This window comes from Neobacillus drentensis (assembly GCF_036966985.1).
Lineage (GTDB): Bacteria > Bacillota > Bacilli > Bacillales > Cytobacillaceae > Neobacillus > Neobacillus drentensis_E.
Genome location: NZ_JBALSN010000178.1, coordinates 1 through 18,517 on the forward strand (window position 1 = coordinate 1; position 18,517 = coordinate 18,517).

17 protein-coding genes are annotated in these 18,517 nt (G+C 38.1%); all 17 read right to left on the minus strand.

Translation table 11 applies throughout. The annotated features are described in order from the left end of the window. Positions 1-356: 356 nt before the first annotated feature. Positions 357-617 (minus strand): stage V sporulation protein SpoVS, encoded by a 261-nt coding sequence (spoVS, locus tag V7659_RS12045; RefSeq protein WP_026566505.1) that lies wholly within the window; start codon positions 615-617, stop codon positions 357-359. A gap of 177 nt (positions 618-794) precedes the next feature. Then, positions 795-1,592: a TIGR00282 family metallophosphoesterase gene (locus V7659_RS12050; protein WP_283878348.1), complete on the minus strand. Its 798-nt coding sequence runs from the start codon at positions 1,590-1,592 to the stop codon at positions 795-797. Between the two features lie 111 nt (positions 1,593-1,703). Next, positions 1,704-3,263 carry a ribonuclease Y gene (rny, locus tag V7659_RS12055; RefSeq protein WP_335540230.1) on the minus strand — a complete coding sequence of 520 codons (1,560 nt, stop codon included), beginning with the start codon at positions 3,261-3,263 and terminating at the stop codon, positions 1,704-1,706. A gap of 305 nt (positions 3,264-3,568) precedes the next feature. After that, positions 3,569-4,612, minus strand: a complete 1,044-nt coding sequence (gene recA / locus V7659_RS12060) for a recombinase RecA (RefSeq protein ID WP_335540231.1) — start codon at positions 4,610-4,612, stop codon at positions 3,569-3,571. 270 nt (positions 4,613-4,882) lie between these two features. Beyond that, a complete protein-coding gene (locus tag V7659_RS12065) occupies positions 4,883-6,136 on the minus strand; it encodes a competence/damage-inducible protein A (protein WP_335540232.1) in 1,254 nt (417 codons plus the stop codon). Positions 6,137-6,353: 217 nt separating this feature from the next. After that, positions 6,354-6,938 carry a CDP-diacylglycerol--glycerol-3-phosphate 3-phosphatidyltransferase gene (gene pgsA / locus V7659_RS12070; RefSeq protein WP_335540233.1) on the minus strand — a complete coding sequence of 195 codons (585 nt, stop codon included), beginning with the start codon at positions 6,936-6,938 and terminating at the stop codon, positions 6,354-6,356. A 51-nt stretch (positions 6,939-6,989) separates the two neighbouring features. Beyond that, complete coding sequence (locus V7659_RS12075; RefSeq protein WP_335540234.1) at positions 6,990-7,886, minus strand: helix-turn-helix domain-containing protein; 897 nt, start codon at positions 7,884-7,886, stop codon at positions 6,990-6,992. A gap of 21 nt (positions 7,887-7,907) precedes the next feature. Continuing rightward, positions 7,908-8,696, minus strand: coding sequence for a DUF3388 domain-containing protein (locus V7659_RS12080; RefSeq protein WP_335540235.1), 789 nt, complete (start codon positions 8,694-8,696; stop codon positions 7,908-7,910). Between the two features lie 171 nt (positions 8,697-8,867). Continuing rightward, positions 8,868-9,125, minus strand: coding sequence for a DUF3243 domain-containing protein (locus V7659_RS12085; RefSeq protein ID WP_098571722.1), 258 nt, complete (start codon positions 9,123-9,125; stop codon positions 8,868-8,870). An 81-nt stretch (positions 9,126-9,206) separates the two neighbouring features. Next, positions 9,207-9,926, minus strand: a complete 720-nt coding sequence (ymfI, locus tag V7659_RS12090) for an elongation factor P 5-aminopentanone reductase (protein WP_335540236.1) — start codon at positions 9,924-9,926, stop codon at positions 9,207-9,209. Positions 9,927-9,996: 70 nt separating this feature from the next. Beyond that, positions 9,997-11,289 carry an EF-P 5-aminopentanol modification-associated protein YfmH gene (yfmH, locus tag V7659_RS12095; RefSeq protein WP_335540237.1) on the minus strand — a complete coding sequence of 431 codons (1,293 nt, stop codon included), beginning with the start codon at positions 11,287-11,289 and terminating at the stop codon, positions 9,997-9,999. After that, complete coding sequence (gene yfmF / locus V7659_RS12100) at positions 11,290-12,528, minus strand: EF-P 5-aminopentanol modification-associated protein YfmF (protein ID WP_335540238.1); 1,239 nt, start codon at positions 12,526-12,528, stop codon at positions 11,290-11,292. Positions 12,529-12,724: 196 nt separating this feature from the next. Continuing rightward, positions 12,725-13,684: an ABC transporter permease gene (locus V7659_RS12105; protein WP_335540239.1), complete on the minus strand. Its 960-nt coding sequence runs from the start codon at positions 13,682-13,684 to the stop codon at positions 12,725-12,727. Position 13,685: 1 nt separating this feature from the next. Continuing rightward, positions 13,686-14,732: an ABC transporter permease gene (locus V7659_RS12110; protein WP_335540240.1), complete on the minus strand. Its 1,047-nt coding sequence runs from the start codon at positions 14,730-14,732 to the stop codon at positions 13,686-13,688. Continuing rightward, a complete protein-coding gene (locus V7659_RS12115; RefSeq protein ID WP_335540243.1) occupies positions 14,725-16,260 on the minus strand; it encodes an ABC transporter ATP-binding protein in 1,536 nt (511 codons plus the stop codon). The genes V7659_RS12110 and V7659_RS12115 overlap by 8 nt, the downstream gene beginning before the upstream one ends. 206 nt (positions 16,261-16,466) lie before the next feature. Next, positions 16,467-17,546, minus strand: a complete 1,080-nt coding sequence (locus V7659_RS12120) for a BMP family lipoprotein (protein WP_335540241.1) — start codon at positions 17,544-17,546, stop codon at positions 16,467-16,469. Positions 17,547-17,633: 87 nt separating this feature from the next. Beyond that, positions 17,634-18,359 (minus strand): GntR family transcriptional regulator, encoded by a 726-nt coding sequence (locus V7659_RS12125; RefSeq protein ID WP_335540242.1) that lies wholly within the window; start codon positions 18,357-18,359, stop codon positions 17,634-17,636. Positions 18,360-18,517 lie beyond the last annotated feature (158 nt).

The window sequence follows — 18,517 nt, forward strand, 5'->3', positions numbered from 1 at the left end:
GATATGTACTAAACGCTTACAATTCTAGACCTATGCACTAAAAATTGCAACCCTTTAAAGCGAAATATTGTCTAAAATATGAATATTTTTTTATTATTTGAAATATACTTGGATTCGATAATGTCGACTGCTGCAGAAAGATAAATCCTCCTCATTATATGGCAGTTTTTCTTTAATTTATTCCTCATACGAATATCTAATATTTATATTCTAGAATTCATCATAGTCTATCTTAGAATAATGTTTATATTGTTCATTGTATGATTTTTGACTTAAAGCTAAAAAATACCTGCTTGATTATACAAGCAGGTAGTATCAAATAATATTTGTTTTTTCTTGTCAAAAGTCTATCTCTTTCAACGCGGTTCTACAATTAGTTTGATAGCTGTGCGTTCTTCCCCGTCAATTAAAATATCGGTAAACGCAGGGATACAAATTAAATCAACTCCGCTAGGTGCTACAAATCCTCGAGCAATCGCTACTGCCTTAACGGCTTGATTCAATGCACCCGCCCCAATTGCCTGTATTTCCGCTGCACCTCTTTCACGCAGAACCCCGGCAAGCGCACCAGCTACAGAATTAGGATTAGATTTTGCTGAAACTTTTAATATATCCATTTCTAGCTCCTCCTTAGAAAATCCCGATCCCGCATGAGCAGTTTCATGAACAAATCAGGTTATAACATTCCACTGCTACTATATTCAGTTGTAAAATAACATATTCCGGCTTGGACAAAAAAAAAAGCTCCAGAGCCTAGGAGCTGGAGCTAAATTAATAGCAAAATCTATTTGTTATTAAGAATAAAACGGATGATCATCGTTTATTAATATAGGTTGAATTTTTTTTGTAAAACCTGTTTTTCGGTCTAACTCAATAACTACTGCACTAAGCTGATTTCTTCCTCCTGCAGCTACTTCAAATCGAACTGGCAGGCTTGTAAGGAACCTTTTAAGAACAGCCTCTCTCTCCACCCCTAGAATGCCGTCATACGGACCAGTCATGCCTACATCGGATAAATACCCTGTGCCATTTGGCAAAATGCGGCTATCGGCTGTCTGAACATGTGTATGCGTCCCCACTACAGCTGATACTCTCCCATCCAAGTACCATCCCATTGCCTGTTTTTCGCTTGTTACTTCCGCATGAAAATCCACAAAAATATATGGGGTTCTTTCTCTGGCAATTTCAATTAATTCGTCTGCCTTTTTAAATGGACAATCCAACGGTGCCATGAAAGTTCTCCCTTGCAGATTAATGACCGCAACTTCTAAATCATTTACTTTAAAAAACGCCATCCCTTTTCCTGGTGTTCCTTCAGGAAAATTCGCTGGTCTAACCATATTTTTGGCTGAACCGATAAACTCAAAGATTTCACGGTTATCCCACGAGTGGTTACCAAGGGTTACAGCCTGTGCACCATATCCTAAAAATTCACGATAAATTTTTTCAGTAATTCCTTTACCGCCAGCTGCATTTTCCCCATTAATAATGGTAAAATGCGGACGATATTTTTCTTTTAATTTTGGCAAGTATTCCTTTACCATGTCTCGGCCTGGTGATCCGACAACATCACCGATAAAAAGTAGATTCATTTTTATTCCTCTCATCAAGAAAAATTGTTAATGTTTCAATTGTATCACATTCAGACTTTATTTAATCGAATAAGTACTCCCAAAAAAATAAAGCGATGCATGTGCACCGCTTTATTTCGCATATTCAACAGCCCGTGTTTCTCGAATAACTGTTACTTTAATGTGTCCAGGATAATCAAGTTCTTCCTCAATGCGCTTACGAATATCGCGCGCTAATCGATGAGCAGCAAGATCATCAACCGAATCAGGTCTTACAATAATACGTACTTCACGTCCTGCTTGAATGGCAAAAGATTTCTCTACACCTTCATAAGAATCAGAGATTTCCTCTAACTTTTCAAGACGGCGGATATAGTTTTCAAGCGTCTCACTACGTGCACCTGGTCTTGCAGCTGATAATGCATCAGCAGCAGCAACTAAAACAGCAATGATAGACGTCGGCTCTGTATCCCCATGGTGTGATGCAATACTATTAATTACTACAGGGTGTTCCTTGTATTTGGTTGCAAGTTCAACACCAATTTCTACGTGGCTGCCTTCTACTTCATGGTCAATCGCCTTCCCAATATCATGAAGCAAGCCAGCACGACGTGCTAAAGTTTCATCTTGACCCAATTCAGCAGCAAGTAATCCAGATAGTTGTGCTACTTCCATTGAATGCTTCAAGACGTTTTGACCATAGCTTGTACGGAATTTCAAGCGGCCAAGAATTTTGATAAGATCTGGATGAAGTCCATGAACACCCACTTCAAAGGTGGTTTGCTCACCAACCTCGCGGATATATTCATCCACTTCGCGACGAGATTTTTCTACCATTTCCTCTATTCGTGCTGGATGGATACGCCCGTCTTGAACTAATTTCTCCAGTGCTAAACGAGCCGTTTCGCGGCGAATAGGATCAAAACCTGATAGAATAACAGCTTCAGGAGTATCATCAATAATTAAATCAATTCCTGTTAACGTTTCTAGCGTACGAATATTTCTTCCTTCACGGCCAATAATACGGCCCTTCATTTCGTCATTTGGCAGGTTGACGACAGAGACAGTCGTTTCCGCAACATGGTCAGCAGCGCAACGCTGGATTGCTAGCGAAAGAATTTCCTTCGCTTTCTTGTCTGCTTCCTCTTTCGCACGATTCTCACTTTCCTTAATCATTATGGCAGTGTCATGGGTTAATTCCTGCTCCATTCTGTCGATAATGATGGCTTTCGCTTCCTCGCGCGTTAAGCTTGAAATTCGTTCGAGTTCAGTTTGTTGTTTTCGTACCAACTCGTCCACTTTGCTTTCCATCTCTTCAATATGCTGTTGTCTTTGGTTTAGAGAATCATCCTTCTTTTCTAAAAGATTTTCACGCTTGTTTAACGTTTCCTCTTTTCGATCTAAATTCTCTTCTCTTTGCAGTAAACGGTTTTCTTGTTTTTGCATTTCATTTCTTCGTTCACGAACCTCACGTTCTGCTTCTGTCCGAAGCTTGTGAATTTCATCCTTTGCTTCTAGCAAAGCTTCTTTTTTCAATGAATCAGCATCACGTTTCGCATCTTCAAGAATCTGCTCTGCAGCATTCTTTGCACCTGCTACTTTTGCTTCAGCAATGGATTTATGAACAAAATAGCCAACAACGGCACCGACGATAAGGCCAAGCAAAATGGAGATGATAGTAATTAAATCCAATCGTTACACCTCCTCTTGCTATGAACTTTTGTTACATTTTTTAAGTGTCGGCATGTACATTGTTTAGACTCAACATACAGCAAGCACCAAGGCTTTTTTCGGATTGTAATAATACCAAAAATGTAAAATATACATGTTAATTGTAAAGGTGGGAATATTCATTGTCAAGGCTTAGTCCTATTGGCTTTTTGAAATATTTAGAATAGGACATCATTTTTTAACCCTCAGGTAAAAATCTTTAACATTTTTATGACCATATTATTGTAAAAAAAGAGCAAAACCATAAACAGCTTTGCTCTTTTACATTAATCAATTAATTCAAATTGTTCATCATCGTCTGTTTCTGTTACAAATTTTTCACCGTCTAAGCCATAATGTTCACGGATTTTCGTTTGAATCTGGAGACGAATATCAGGGTTTTCCTTTAAGTACAGCTTTGCATTTTCACGGCCTTGACCAATTCTAATATCGTTATAGGAATACCATGAACCGCTCTTTTGAACGATATCTAATTCGGAGCCTAGATCAACAATCTCGCCTTCCTTAGAAATCCCTTCGCCATACATAATATCTACTTCTGCTGTACGGAAAGGCGGAGCAACCTTATTCTTTACGATTTTAATTTTGGTTTTATTCCCGACAATGTCAGTTCCTTGCTTCAACGCTTCCGCACGGCGCACTTCAAGACGGACAGTTGAATAAAACTTTAACGCACGACCACCAGGTGTGGTTTCAGGATTCCCGAACATAACGCCAATTTTTTCACGGATTTGGTTAATAAAGATCGCGATTGTCTTAGATTTGTTGATCGCACCAGATAGTTTACGAAGTGCCTGTGACATTAGACGTGCTTGTAAACCAACGTGAGAATCTCCCATTTCCCCTTCAATTTCCGCTTTTGGAACCAATGCGGCTACAGAGTCAACGATAAGAATATCAATGGCTCCGCTTCGTACTAATGCCTCCGCGATTTCAAGTGCTTGTTCGCCCGTATCAGGCTGTGATAATAGTAACTCATCAATGTTAACACCCAATTTTTGGGCATACGCTGGGTCAAGAGCATGTTCGGCATCAATAAATGCGGCTTGTCCACCATTTGCTTGAACTTCAGCAATTGCATGTAAAGCAACCGTTGTTTTACCAGAGCTCTCAGGACCGTACACTTCAATAATACGGCCTCGAGGATATCCACCCACTCCAAGAGCTGCATCAAGTGCTAAAGAGCCACTTGGACTCGTTAAAATCTTCGTGTCTGTCTTTTCTCCCATCTTCATGACGGAACCTTTACCAAATTGCTTTTCTATTTGCTTTAACGCCATTTCTAAGGCCGCTTTACGATCATTACTCACGAATCATTTCCTCCCTTATATATAAACACATTCTAATTGCTATAATCTATTAAATTAATTCCTATTAATAATATAACCGCTTTTCGAATATTTGTCGAGCAAAAAAACGAACATTCATTCGTTTATTTTCAAAGCAACTTGGATGTAATTTCAGGTAATTCTCTATCCTTTTTGTAAACTTTTGCAACTTTGGCTGGCAGATAAAGTTAGTTTCATCCATTATCTGATTTTTCCGAATGTCCAAATCTACTCAAAAAAAGTCACAGAATACTATTTAGTATTCTGTGACTCTTTTAACAATTGAAGGAGAAAATAGCATCCATATTTTACGGCACGCCCTCGGTTGGCTTCTCTGGTTCCGCCAAGGATAAGTTTTTCAACAATGGTTGGCTTTCCTTTTATTGCAATCCCAATAAATACAGTACCAACTGGCTTGCCCTCAAGCTCTTCAGGACCTGCTACACCAGTAAAACTAATCCCAATATCCGTTTTAAATAATTGGTTGGCATTTTCAGCCAGTTCCCTAGCACATTGTTCACTTACTGCACCATGTGTTTCAAGCGTTTCTTTCCGCACTTTTAAAATCTCTTGTTTTACTTGATTTGAATAGCAGACAACTCCACCTGTGAACACGGAACTTGCACCTGAAATGGCGGTCAGCCCCTGTTGGAACAGACCACCGGTTAAACTTTCGGCCGCAGTAATTGTAAGTTTTCGTGTCTGTAAGGTCTTCATTACTTCTTCCAAAAGAGAAGTTTGATCATATCCATAAAAAAATGAACCTAGACGCTGATTAATAGTATTTTCTAGATTATCGAGCAGTGACTGTGCTATTTTTCCGTCTACATGCTTTGCAGTCAGTCTCAATGTAACCTCCCCATCCCCAGCAAGCGGGGCGATCGTTGGATTGCTCTGAGCATCAATTAAATCCATGATCTCGGTTTCCAAGGCAGCTTCACCAATTCCAAAAAACCTTAACACCCTTGAAACAATTAACTCTTTGACTAGGTTTGCTTTAGAAAGTGCCTGATACCCATATTGACTAAACATCGGTTCAAGTTCCTTAGGCGGGCCAGGGAGCAGCATATAGGTGTGGTCCTTAGCTTCAACAACCATTCCTGGTGCCATTCCATGATCATTTGGAAGAATATGTGCCCCGCTTAATACAAGTGCCTGTTTTCGGTTATTTTCTGTCATTACGCGATTTGTTCGTTTAAAGTACAATTCTATGGAAGTTAACGCATCCTCATCAATAACAAGTTCTTTTCTAAGATGGCGCGCAATTGTTTCCTTGGTTAAATCATCTTTTGTTGGTCCAAGGCCGCCCGTAAAAATAATAAGATCTGCACGTTTCTCAGCTATTTCAATTGCCGATTCCAATCTATCAGGATTATCACCAACTACCGTATGAAAAAAGACATTAATCCCTAGATCCGCCAATTGCTGAGACAGAAATCGTGCATTCGTATTTACAATTTGACCGAGCAATAACTCCGAACCAACGGCAATAATCTCAGCGTTCATCGTAATCATCATCCTTTACATTAGGCTCTGTTAAACTGTCTGTTGATTTCCGCTCCAGGCGCTTCGCTTTCCGCGGGCGGTCCGGGGAGCCTCCTCNNCTGCGGGGTCTCCCCTGCCCCGTCCTCCCGCAGGAGTCTTCGCGCCTGGAACGAAGGTCAACAGGGTGCCAAAATCAACAATAAGCTTTAACATAGCCTTACATTATAGTAAATCAAGCTTACTTTGAATTTTTAAGGACATGACTATTTTTTGCAAAATAATCCCATCCAGACCAAATCGTAAAAATTAACGCTACCCACAATGCCACGATATCAAAACGAAATGGAATCATTGCAAAAATAATATTATGTAATAAAAGTGCTGAAATGGCGACAATTTGCGCCCATGTTTTAATTTTCCCAAGCATGTTAGCCGCAACAACTTCGCCTTCTCCTGCAAGCAAGAGACGTAATCCTGTTACCGCAAACTCCCTGCTAATAATAATAATCACGATCCATGAAGGTGCATAAACATCATTCAATTCAACGAGAACAATCAAGGCAGCCGAGACCAATAATTTATCGGCTAGTGGGTCGAGAAATTTCCCCATATTAGTCACAAGGTTATACTTTCGGGCATAATGCCCATCAACCCAGTCAGTTGATGAGGCTAAAATAAAAATCAATGCACCAACAAAATGGGTCACTGGAAGGTCAGTTCCAAGGAGATGCATGTCACCCCAATCAAAAGGAGCGAGCATAATAATCAAGAATATTGGAATTAATAATATTCTTGATACAGTGATTCTATTCGGAATATTCATAGTTTTCCTCCGTTTTATTATTAAAAGCGAAAAATAGTCATCAACAGATGACTATTCGTTTTTCAGAACATATTGGATCGTTATGTTCTGAACATTTGCAGTCGCTGGCACTGCATACTCGAGCTTTTGATCATTTACAAAGATATCAGTATCAGCAGCATTTCCGACACGAATAACAGCCTCGCTTTCTGCTGATAAATCCTCTGTTTGACTTTCATTATCGCCTGTTTTTAATAATCCTTGGAAAAAGGATTTCCCTTTTCCATTTTTAATACTAACCCAAGTCTGCCCTTTAGAAACCAGCTTCACAACAAACTTGTCTGCATTTTTTAATTCATAGGTCGAATTCCTGCCACTGCTTTTAACAGCAGTAATTTCTTGTTTTGGTGTTTCTTCTACAGTAGTTTGCTGCTCTTCCTGCTCTGTAGTATCTTTCTTTTCTTCGGTGTCGTCCCTTTTATTCTCTTCTGGTTTATCTTTTTCAAGATTCTCCGATTTCACAATTTTAACCGGTTCATTTTCCTTATTAATCGATTCATTTGTATTATCACCCGCATGTTTATATACAAAATAATATAACAGGCTGGCAACTCCAATTACAAAAACACCGATTAAAACCTTTGGTAAAATATCGAATATTTTAGAATTGCTTTCTGAAATCGATTTATGTGTTTTCACTCGGGACAATTGCTGTGGCAATTCGTCATTTAAGCTGGCAGGAATTTCACCTTTATAGGTTTCAAATATTTCATCAGGATCAAGTGCTAGTGCCTCTGCATACTGCTTAATAAATGCCCGAACATAAAAATTCCCGGGCATGCTCGCATAATTCCCTTCTTCAATACCAATTAAATACCGCTTTTGAATTTTCGTCATGGATTGTAAATCGTCCAGGCTTAATCCTTTAGCTAATCGGGCTTCTTTTAGTCGATTCCCTAATTCAGTCAACTGTTAACACCTTCCAATTTATTAAAAATCAAAATCTCCAAAATCAGATCCGGAGAACATATTATGCTGATCTACGACCTCATATGTAATCTCTTCTTCCGAGTCATTCCTAAGCTCAATAATATAATCAAAATCATCGAGTGTATATTCTGAGTTTTGAACAAAAATATCAGGATGCTCGATAACTTTTACGGCCGGAAGTCGCATGATTTCACGGACAAGCTGCCAATGACGCTCATTAGCACGTCTGGTGGAAACAATTCCATCCAGAATAAATAGATTGTTTTCGTTATATTCATCTTCAATTAATTGATTACGGATTGTTTGTTTTAACAAAGTGGAAGACACAAATAACCAGCGTTTATTTGCACAAACACTTGCAGCCACTAATGATTCTGTTTTTCCCACTCGAGGCATTCCACGAATACCAATCAGCTTATGGCCTTCCTTCTTAAATAATTCTGCCATAAAATCAACTAATAAGCCAAGTTCATCCCTTACAAAACGGAAGGTTTTTTTATCGTCCGCATCTCTTTGAATATAACGTCCATGTCTTACCGCAAGCCTGTCACGCAGTTTTGGTTCTCTAAGTTTAATTAGTTTTATTGTGTCCATCGTATGTAAAATTGACTCAAGTCGTTTAATTTGGTCATCATCTTTTGCTAAAATGAGTAATCCGCGACGGCCTTCATCCACACCATTTATTGTAACAATGTTAATCGAGAGCATTCCTAACAGGGATGAAATATCCCCTAACAGGCCTGGGCGGTTCTTCTGGATCTCATATTCTAAATACCATTCTTTTTTCAAGTTATAAACCTCCTTAAAAGAAGTTTCGACATTTTTTTTACAATTTCTTATCTAACCCCTATAATAAATGATTTTGGATGAAGATGAAAGTAAAAACAAAGATATTCCGCTTGTTAACGGAGATTACTCAAAGAATGCATACAAAAAGAGAGGAGAAAGTCCTCCTCTCTTTTAACGACTGCCGTTATTTTGAATCAATTTTACCATGATATTTGCAATTGCCTGTTGCTCTTCTTTATCTGCAACTGACCAAAGATCAGCAAGAATTCTTTCTTGTTCGTTTTTTGGCTCTACTTGGTTTGATAAATAATCACCAATTTGAAAAGCAAGGTTACTAATGGCTCCATCGCTCATACCTTCATTTTGTGCATGATGAAGACGATCGGCTAAGAAGTCCTCCCATTGTTTCCAATTATCTAAAACAGACATGGTTTTTTCCCTCCTTTAAATTAGTACAAGATTATTTTGTGACGAAGTAGAGGGAACTATGCATTGATTACTTTTGAATTTTTAAGTATACCACCCGCCATTTACTCCAAGAATTTGTCCTGTCATGTAGGACGAATCTTCGGAAAGTAAATAAGCTACACTCCTCGCTATTTCCTCCGGTTGGCCCAATCTGCCCATGGGTATTTCATATGAAAGCTGATCCACTTCTTCTGGCGTAAAACCTTCCATCATTGGGGTCAATATAGCCCCAGGGGCTATGGCATTTACCCGAATACCATTCATGGCAACTTCTTTACTTAATGCCTTAACAAATGCAATTTGTGCACCCTTAACCGTAGAATATGCCACTTCACAAGCCGCACCTGTTTGCCCCCAAATCGAGGTAATTATCACAATATTTCCCTTTCCTTTAGCAAGTAATTTCGGAAGAAGCTCTTTTGTGAGCATTAATGGCGATAACACATGAACATTTAATAATGATTCAGCTTCAGATTGTTGTAAATCCACAAGAAGTCCATATTGACTTTGGCCCCCGCAATGGATAATCGCATCTAGCGAAAATATTTCTGAATAGACCTTCTTATATCCACTAGGATCAGCTAAATTTGCTTGAATTGGAATATACTCCCCACCGTAGGACTCCAGTTTATTTATTAATTCCTTCATTGCTTGTTTATTTTTATGGTAGTGCAGATACAAATGATAGCCTTTTTCTGCTAGGTTATACGCAATCGCTTGGCCGATTCCACCACTAGCTCCCGTTATTAATACATATTTCATTTTGGTCCCACTCTCTTTATTTGAAACTTTTACACAGAAAAAGCGCCGGGTATACGACGCTTTCATGTATTTATTTTTTCTTAGGAATCACTTGACATACTGAAAAACGTTCTTCTGATATGACTTCTGAAGCCAGCATTTTAACATCGTTTAATGTGATTTTTTCAAGTGTTGGAACCACATCAAACAAATTCATATCATTAAACGCGTAGCGCGTAAATTGATTAGCGATATATTCTGGCGAGTTTACCGCCCGCAAGAATGCACCAATCTTTTTCTTTTTCGCTCTTTCTAACTGCTCTTCATTAAATAAAGTTTGACTTTTAGCATCAAGCAGCATTTTTTGAAGAGTTTCCGCTAATTTATCAGGTTCTCCAGTGTCTCCGCCAATCATGGCAAACCCAAAGCCTTGTTCTTGGGTATAATCGAAGGAAAACGTTTCATCAATTAGTCCATCATTATAGAGTTGATTGTAATTTTCCGAACTTTTCCCAAACAATAAATCCAATAAGACATTCATGGTTAATTCATTTTTCAACATTTCATTTCCGCTTTGATCGACATGAAGTGCTTTAATTCCAAGTAAACATTTTGATGTTTGCACATTCATTTCAAGCACCTGTCTTTTTTCAGCTGCCTCTGTCGGCTCATTTTCAAATTTACGTTGAATCTCAGGCATATCTTTGTATTCTTTTTTCGCTTGATTTTCTTTTACTTGATTCATAAAACTTTCTGGGTTAACAGGGCCGACAATAAATAATAGCATGTTACTCGGATGATAGAAGGTATTATAGCATTCATAAAGCCAATCTTTGGTAATATGGGAAATCGATTCAATTGTTCCAGCGATATCAATTTTTACTGGGTGGTTTTTATAAAGATTTTGAATCAATCCAAAATATAAACGCCAATCCGCATTATCATCGTACATGGTAATTTCTTGCCCAATTATTCCTTTTTCTTTTTCAACTGTTTTTTCTGAAAAATATGGATCCTGAACAAAATCAATGAGGGTTTCCAGATTTTTTTCTACATCTGACGTACTTGAAAATAAATAGGCTGTTCGTGTAAAAGAGGTAAACGCATTAGCCGAAGCACCCTGGCGGCTAAATTGTTGAAAAACATCGCCATCTTCTTTTTCAAACAGCTTATGCTCTAAAAAGTGAGCAATTCCATCAGGGACTTTAACATACTCTTCTTTTCCTAATGGAACAAATGTATTATCCACAGAACCATACTTTGTCGTAAAGGTAGCAAAAGTTTTATTAAATCCTTTTTTCGGTAAAATATACACATTTAGACCATTAGCTAGTTTTTCATGGTAAAGTTCTTCCTGAAGCTGGTCAAAACTAATTTTCTCCATTTATTTGCCCGCCTCCGTTCCTGTTAAAAAGTAGATGGTATCAATTTCGATTTTTTTAGCAACTGCGATGATTTCTTCTTTCGTTACATTTTGCATTTCTTGCAGCCATGTATCAAGATTAATATTTGCATCGGCCACAACATTATGATAAAGAATTTCAGTTAACCCTCTTGATGTATCGATCGTCTCGAGGATTTGATTTTGGATGACAGCTTTGGTTTGGACGAGTTCTTGGTCTGTAAAATCACCATTCCTCATTGCTTCTAATTGATCATGAATAATTCCAACTGCCTGATCATAATTCTTCAAATCAATTCCTGACATAACCATCATTAAGCCTTTATGACTTTCGAGACGGCTTGCTGCATAATAGGCAAGACTTGCTTTTTCACGTACATTTATAAATAATTTAGAATGCGAAAACCCGCCAAATATACCATTGAACACTTGCAAGGTAAAATAATCTGGGTCCCCATAGACGATGTTTGTGCGATAGCCAATGTTTAATTTTCCTTGTTTTACATCTTGCTGCTCTTTCACTTCATTTACTTGTCTATTTAAGTTTACCTTTTCTTGTACTAATTTTTTCGGTGCTCTATCCTCAAACTTTAATAGGTCTGATGCAAATTGCTTTACTTCTTCTTCATTAACATCCCCGATAATATATAAGTCCATTTCATCTGTTAAAAAGGCGTTTTGATAATATTCATATAAATTCTCTGCAGTAATGGCATCTACATCTGCGGCATCCCCGTTTACTTCTAAGGCATAAGGTTCCCCCTTACACATTTCTTGAATAAGGCGTACNNGTTTTTGTGTCCGTTTCTCTTTTTCGACGGTGTCTGGATCAAAAGCATTACCTTTAAGGTTTGGTTTTGTTAATATTTCCGCTAATAATTCAAACCCTTTTCTTAATAATGGGCTTGGATCACTTAAGAATTTTTCATTGGCAATTTCGATTGAAAAACTCATGATATGGTATTCACCTTTTTTAGATAAATCAACAAAAAGTGTCGCGCCATATAACTCATCAAGATAAGACCGAAGTGCTGTAGTTGAAGAATATTTTGCTGAACTGCTTTGCAATACTTGTGGAAGAAGTGCTCGTTTGGTTACATCTTCTTTAGTAAGCGGGGCTTTCATTTTCCAGATTAAAGTATTTGTTTTATATTTTTCTGTTGGGATCACATGAAGTCTATATCCTTTAAGTTCCGTTATTTTTTCTGTAGCTGTTGCCACATACATTCCTCCTTAACTGTTCAAAGGGTTCTACATTACAATATGTAAACATTTTTCTTTATATCATTTCCATTGGAAGAAAACCTATACTTATTACTATAATTTGGCAGGCTTGTATAATACAAGCGATATCACTTAATCTTTAATAAAAAGAACCCCTGGTATATTGACCAAGGGTTCTTCGTTGTAGATGATATTATCTGCTGCCTTTAATGTAGTGAGTACCAGATGCTTTTGGTGCATCGGCACGTCCGATGAATCCTGTTAGTGCTAATATTGTTAACACATAAGGAGCTATTAACAAATATACGTTTGGAATTTCTTTTAAGAATGGTAAACTTGAGCCAATGATACTGATACTTTGTGCGAAACCAAAGAATATTGCAGCACCTAATGAGCCAAGTGGATGCCATTTCCCGAAAATCATTGCAGCTAATGCCATGAAACCTTGACCACTGATTGTTGAGTGGCTGAAGTTAGATGTAATGGATTGTGCATATACTCCACCACCAAGTCCACCAAGAGCTCCAGAAAGGATAACGCCGTAATAACGCATTTTGGTTACATTAATCCCCATTGTGTCTGCAGCCATTGGATGTTCACCGACTGAGCGAAGGCGAAGTCCAAATGGTGTCTTGGCAACAATGTACCAAACTATAATAGCAACAAGGATTGCAAGGAATGATGTCCAATACGTATTCTGGAAGAAAATTTTACCGATAACTGGAATATCTTTTAAAACTGGAATATCAATTTTGCTAAACCCTTTACTGATAATTCCCGTTTCACCTTTATCAAAAATAAGTTTTACCAGAAACAGAGTAAGACCTGTTGCAAGTAAGTTAATGGCAACACCAGAAACTGTATGGTCTGCACGGAAAGTAATGGCAGCGACAGCATGTAACATAGAAAAGAATGCTCCTGCAACCATTGCTATTAAAAGGGCAATCCAAGGTGTAGCACTGCCAAATGTATCAAATGTAAATAAGTTAAACACGATAGCTGAAAATGCCCCGATAACCATTAAACCTTCAAGTCCAATATTTACTACCCCAGAACGCTCTGAGAAAATACCGCCTAATGCAGTGAAGACAAGTGGAGCAGCCCATAGTAATGTGGATGGAACAAGAATCATTAAGATATCCATAAAACTCAACTTACTTCACCTCCTTCTTACTGATTCGGTCAAGAAATACTCTGATGAAATAACTTGATGCTACAAAGAAAACGATTAATGCAATGATGATATCAACTAATTCATTCGGTACCCCTGCTTCAAGCGGCATGTTTAACGCTCCTACTTTTAGAACACCAAATAATATTGCTGAGAAAAATACACCTAAAGCAGTATTACCACCTAGTAAAGCAACGGCAATTCCATCGAAACCTACGCCGGAGAATCCGCCCTTAACTGCGGCATATTCGAAAGTACCTAGTCCTTCCATAGCACCGGCTAATCCAGCAAATGCTCCGGAAATTACCATTGAAAGGATAATATTTTTATTAACGTTCATGCCGGCATATTGAGCAGCATGTTGATTAAAACCTACTGACCTTAATTCAAATCCTCTGGTTGTTCTTTCTAATAAGAACCACATAATAAAGCAAGATAAAATTGCAAGTAGAATACCCCAGTGAAGTCGTGAATAATCAGTTAGACTTTCTAACCAACCAGATCGTAAGGTTGCAGATTTATGAATAGGACCGGAATTGTCCCCGTGGTTTGTTATAACATTTCTAATTAGATAATTCGATACATGTAAGGCAACATAGTTCATCATAATGGTAACAATTACTTCATGGACACGAAAACGAGCTTTTAACAAACCAGGAATAAATGCCCAAAGCGCACCTGCAACGATTGCTGCTAAGATAGCAAGCGGTAAATGAATTACACGAGGAAGATCAAAAGCTACCCCAACCCAAACTGCTGCTAGCCAGCCTACTAAGAATTGTCCCTCAACACCGATATTAAACAAGCCTACTCGGAAAGCAAAAGCAACAGCTAATCCGGCTAATATATATGGGGTAAACTGTCTTACTACTTCCCCAATGTAATAGATATCTCCAAATGCTCCATTCCAAAGTGCTATAAAGGCCGCTAATGGATTGTACCCACTAACTAACATAATTATTGTTCCAACAAGAATGCCTAATAGTACAGCAATAATTGGTGTTAAAATACTTCTCACCCGTTTAGACATGAGTTCCTTCACCCGCTTCCTTTCTACTCGATCCAGCCATCAACAATCCAAGTTCCTGCTCAGTTGTTTCCTTAGGATTTACGACTGCAACAATTCTCCCCTCGTAAATAACAGCAATACGGTCACTGACATTCATAATTTCATCTAATTCAAAGGACACCAATAAGACGCCTTTGCCATTATCACGCTGTTCAATTAAGCGTTTATGAATAAATTCAATCGCTCCTACATCCAGTCCGCGCGTTGGCTGTGCTGCAATCAGTAAATCAGGGTTTCTATCAACTTCACGTCCAATGATAGCTTTTTGCTGATTTCCTCCCGATAGGGCACGTGCCAAAGTATATTCACTTGGTGTACGTACATCAAATTCACTAATTAATGTTTTTGCTTTTTTATAAATTTCCCCAAAATTTAGGATTCCGTTTTTAGAGAATGGCTTCTTGTTATAGGTTTGCAAAACCATGTTCTCACCAATCGGGAAGTTTAACACCAACCCATGCTTGTGACGGTCCTGGGGAATATGACCTACACCAGATTCGGTAATTTGTCTTGGTGTATGATTGATCAATTCTTTTCCATTTAATTTCACACTGCCACTTTCAGATTTACGTAAACCAGTAATAGCTTCAATAAATTCTGATTGTCCATTACCATCGACACCAGCGATTCCGACAATCTCACCAGCACGAACAGTAAGATTCAGGCCATTAACAACCGTAACACCACGCGTGTCTTTTACAACCAAATCCTTAATTTCAAGGACATCTTGTTTTGGTGATGCTTCTTTTTTATCAGTTTTAAAAACAACTTCACGTCCTACCATTAAGCTTGCAAGTTCATTTGGATTTGTTTCACTTACTGTGACTGTTCCAATTCCTTTACCTTTTCGAATGACTGTACAGCGGTCTGAAACTTCCATAATCTCTTTAAGCTTATGGGTAATGAGAATAATAGATTTACCTTCTTTTATAAGCGTTTTCATAATTTGGATTAATTCTTTAATTTCTTGTGGTGTCAGCACAGCTGTCGGCTCATCAAAAATCAGAATTTCTGCACCGCGATATAGCGTTTTTAAGATTTCCACACGCTGTTGCATTCCCACGGAAATATCGGAAATTTTCGCCTGCGGGTCGACAGATAAGCCGTAACGTTCAGAAATTTCACGAACTTGCTGTTCAGCTTTTTTAATGTCGATTTTCCCTGCAGATGTAATTTCTCTTCCTAGAATAATATTTTCGGTAACTGTAAATGTGTCAACTAGCATAAAGTGCTGATGGACCATCCCAATTCCTAGATCGTTAGCGATATTAGGATTTGAAATATTAACAGGTTTCCCTTTAACACGGATTTCACCTTTCTCTGGTTGATATAAACCAAAGAGCACATTCATCAAAGTGGATTTACCCGCACCATTCTCTCCAAGCAAGGCATGGATTTCACCCTTTTTTAATTGAAGGGTTATGTTATCATTCGCAACAAAGCCATTAAACTCTTTACGGATGTTAAGCATTTCAATTACATATTCCATCATTTCTCACTCCCTGTGATAAGGTAAAAGGAAAATTTGACCAGTAGTAGTAAGAGGTCAGACCTTTCCGAATTTTAAAAAAACAGGGAATCCCTCCCCACTGTAATCCTAAATGAAATGTAGAATGACCATTCTACGCTTCAGTTAAGATTCATTAGAAAGGAATAAGCGAGCAAGTATGATGTCCCGCTTATTCCACATTAAAATTATTTTGCACTAAAGTTCTTTAATTCATCACGAGTTCCTGGAACTTTTACAGCACCAGACTTAATCTTATCAACCCATTCTTTTACAGCAGCTTCAATATCAGCTTTTTTATCTGCTTTCGCATTGACTGGTGCTAAGCCTACGCCATCTTCAGCTAAACCATAAACGATAGCTTCGCCGCCAGGGAAGTTTCCATCCATTGCTTTCTTTGATAAGTCTTGAACTGCAACATCAACACGCTTAAGTGCTGAAGTAAGAACTACATCTGGACCCATGTCGTTTTGGTCGCGGTCTACACCAATTGCCCAAATTTCTTTACTAGGATCTTTTGCTTTTCTGTCAGAAGCTTCTTTGAAAAGTCCGTTACCAGTACCACCCGCTGCGTGGAAAACTACGTCTGCACCAGAAGAATACATTTTAGAAGCAATGTTTTGTCCAAGTTCCGCTTTATCAAATGCCCCAGAATATTGAACATCTACTTTTACCTCTGGTTTTGCAGCCTTAACACCAGCTAAGAATCCAGATTCAAAACGTTCAATAACAGGGATTTCCATACCACCAATGAATCCGATGTGGTTAGATTTTGTTTGAAGAGCTGCTGCTACACCAGCAAGGAAGGCAGCTTCTTGCTCTTTGAAAAGAACGGTTGCCACGTTTGGTTGTTTAACTTCAGCATCGATGATGGCAAAGTGTGAATCTTTTTGTTGTTTCGCGATTTCTTCAACAGCAGCCTGCATTAAGAAACCAATTCCGTAAACTAAATCAAAGTCTTGACGAGCAAGAGTGTTTAGGTTTGTAGAATAATCCGCATCAGATTTTGATTGAAGGTAATCATATCCGCCTTTACCCTTTGATAATCCGTTATCTTTACCGAATTTTTGAAGACCTTCCCAAGCAGATTGGTTAAATGATTTGTCATCAACACCGCCAACATCAGTAACCATTGCTACAGAGAAATCATTTTTCTTTTCTCCGCCTTTTGATGTATCTTTGTTTGTATCACTTTTTCCACATGCTCCTAATAGTGTACCAGCAGCTAGAACTAGTGATAATGCTGTTCCAATTTTACGCTTTTTCATGGTATTGACCCCCTATGAATATGGATTGATTTAGTAAAAATGTTTGTGTAGCAAGACTGATTGCGTTTTCAAGATGGTTAAAAATTTTTAAATTCTTTTCCTTAAAACATGAAAACTAAACTTGTCCGCTTTAAAATAGTTTACCGAAAATAGGATAGGTTCATCCATTTCATCAAAATGCATTTGTTTTAAAACTAACAAAGCAGTTTCAGGTTCGCATTCTAGAATTGGGGAAATTTTTTCATGATAGCCTAATGGCTCGATTTGAGCAACCGCGTATGTAATTCTTCGGTTCGCTTCTTCTTCCAAAATATGGAATATTGATTCTTCTGCATGGGAAAATGTTTCCGGCAGAATACGTTTGGGTACCTTGTCAACGCAGTAGACGACTGGTTCCCCATTGGCGGTTCTAACCCTCTCCATCACGAAAATCTCCTCATCAATAGAACAGGAAAAACGACGAATATCCTCTTCGGTAGCATCTTGTGTTGATGAACTAAGGAAAATTGTTCCTGGAGTCATTCCAGCTTGTTTGATCATGGCTGTTACACTATTAAGTTGTTCTATCCCTGAAGTAAACAAAGGCTTTACGTTAACAAAAGTACCTACGCCATGGCGTCTAATGATAACATTTTCTTCTTCGAGGATCCGCAATGCTTCTCGAAGGGTTGCCCTGCTCACACCAAGCTGTTTGGCAAGATCAAACTCAGATGGTAATTTCTCTTTTTCTTTATATACCCCATCTGCAATATCTTGCTTTAGGTGATCGATAACTTGTAGGTATAAATGCCGGTTATCTGATTTTATAGACATGCTGATTCCTCCAGCCTTTTCCTTAGACATCAGACATCTGATATCATTTCTACTAATCGAAATTTATATTAACACTTTTTTTTGAATAAATAAATAGCTATTTATAAATTTTGTCGATAATGGGTGAAGGTTCTGTCACAAATGTATCAAGGTAATTT

Excerpts from the sequence above, each read along its gene's own strand:
- spoVS (WP_026566505.1), bottom strand. The coding sequence starts at position 617 with ATGGATATATTAAAAGTTTCAGCAAAATCTAATCCTAATTCTGTAGCT.
- V7659_RS12050 (WP_283878348.1), bottom strand. The coding sequence starts at position 1,592 with ATGAATCTACTTTTTATCGGTGATGTTGTCGGATCACCAGGCCGAGAC.
- V7659_RS12065 (WP_335540232.1), bottom strand. The coding sequence starts at position 6,136 with ATGAACGCTGAGATTATTGCCGTTGGTTCGGAGTTATTGCTCGGTCAA.
- pgsA (WP_335540233.1), bottom strand. The coding sequence starts at position 6,938 with ATGAATATTCCGAATAGAATCACTGTATCAAGAATATTATTAATTCCA.
- V7659_RS12085 (WP_098571722.1), bottom strand. The coding sequence starts at position 9,125 with ATGTCTGTTTTAGATAATTGGAAACAATGGGAGGACTTCTTAGCCGAT.
- ymfI (WP_335540236.1), bottom strand. The coding sequence starts at position 9,926 with ATGAAATATGTATTAATAACGGGAGCTAGTGGTGGAATCGGCCAAGCG.
- yfmH (WP_335540237.1), bottom strand. The coding sequence starts at position 11,289 with ATGGAGAAAATTAGTTTTGACCAGCTTCAGGAAGAACTTTACCATGAA.
- V7659_RS12110 (WP_335540240.1), bottom strand. The coding sequence starts at position 14,732 with ATGTCTAAACGGGTGAGAAGTATTTTAACACCAATTATTGCTGTACTA.
- V7659_RS12115 (WP_335540243.1), bottom strand. The coding sequence starts at position 16,260 with ATGGAATATGTAATTGAAATGCTTAACATCCGTAAAGAGTTTAATGGC.
- V7659_RS12120 (WP_335540241.1), bottom strand. The coding sequence starts at position 17,546 with ATGAAAAAGCGTAAAATTGGAACAGCATTATCACTAGTTCTAGCTGCT.
- V7659_RS12125 (WP_335540242.1), bottom strand. The coding sequence starts at position 18,359 with ATGTCTATAAAATCAGATAACCGGCATTTATACCTACAAGTTATCGAT.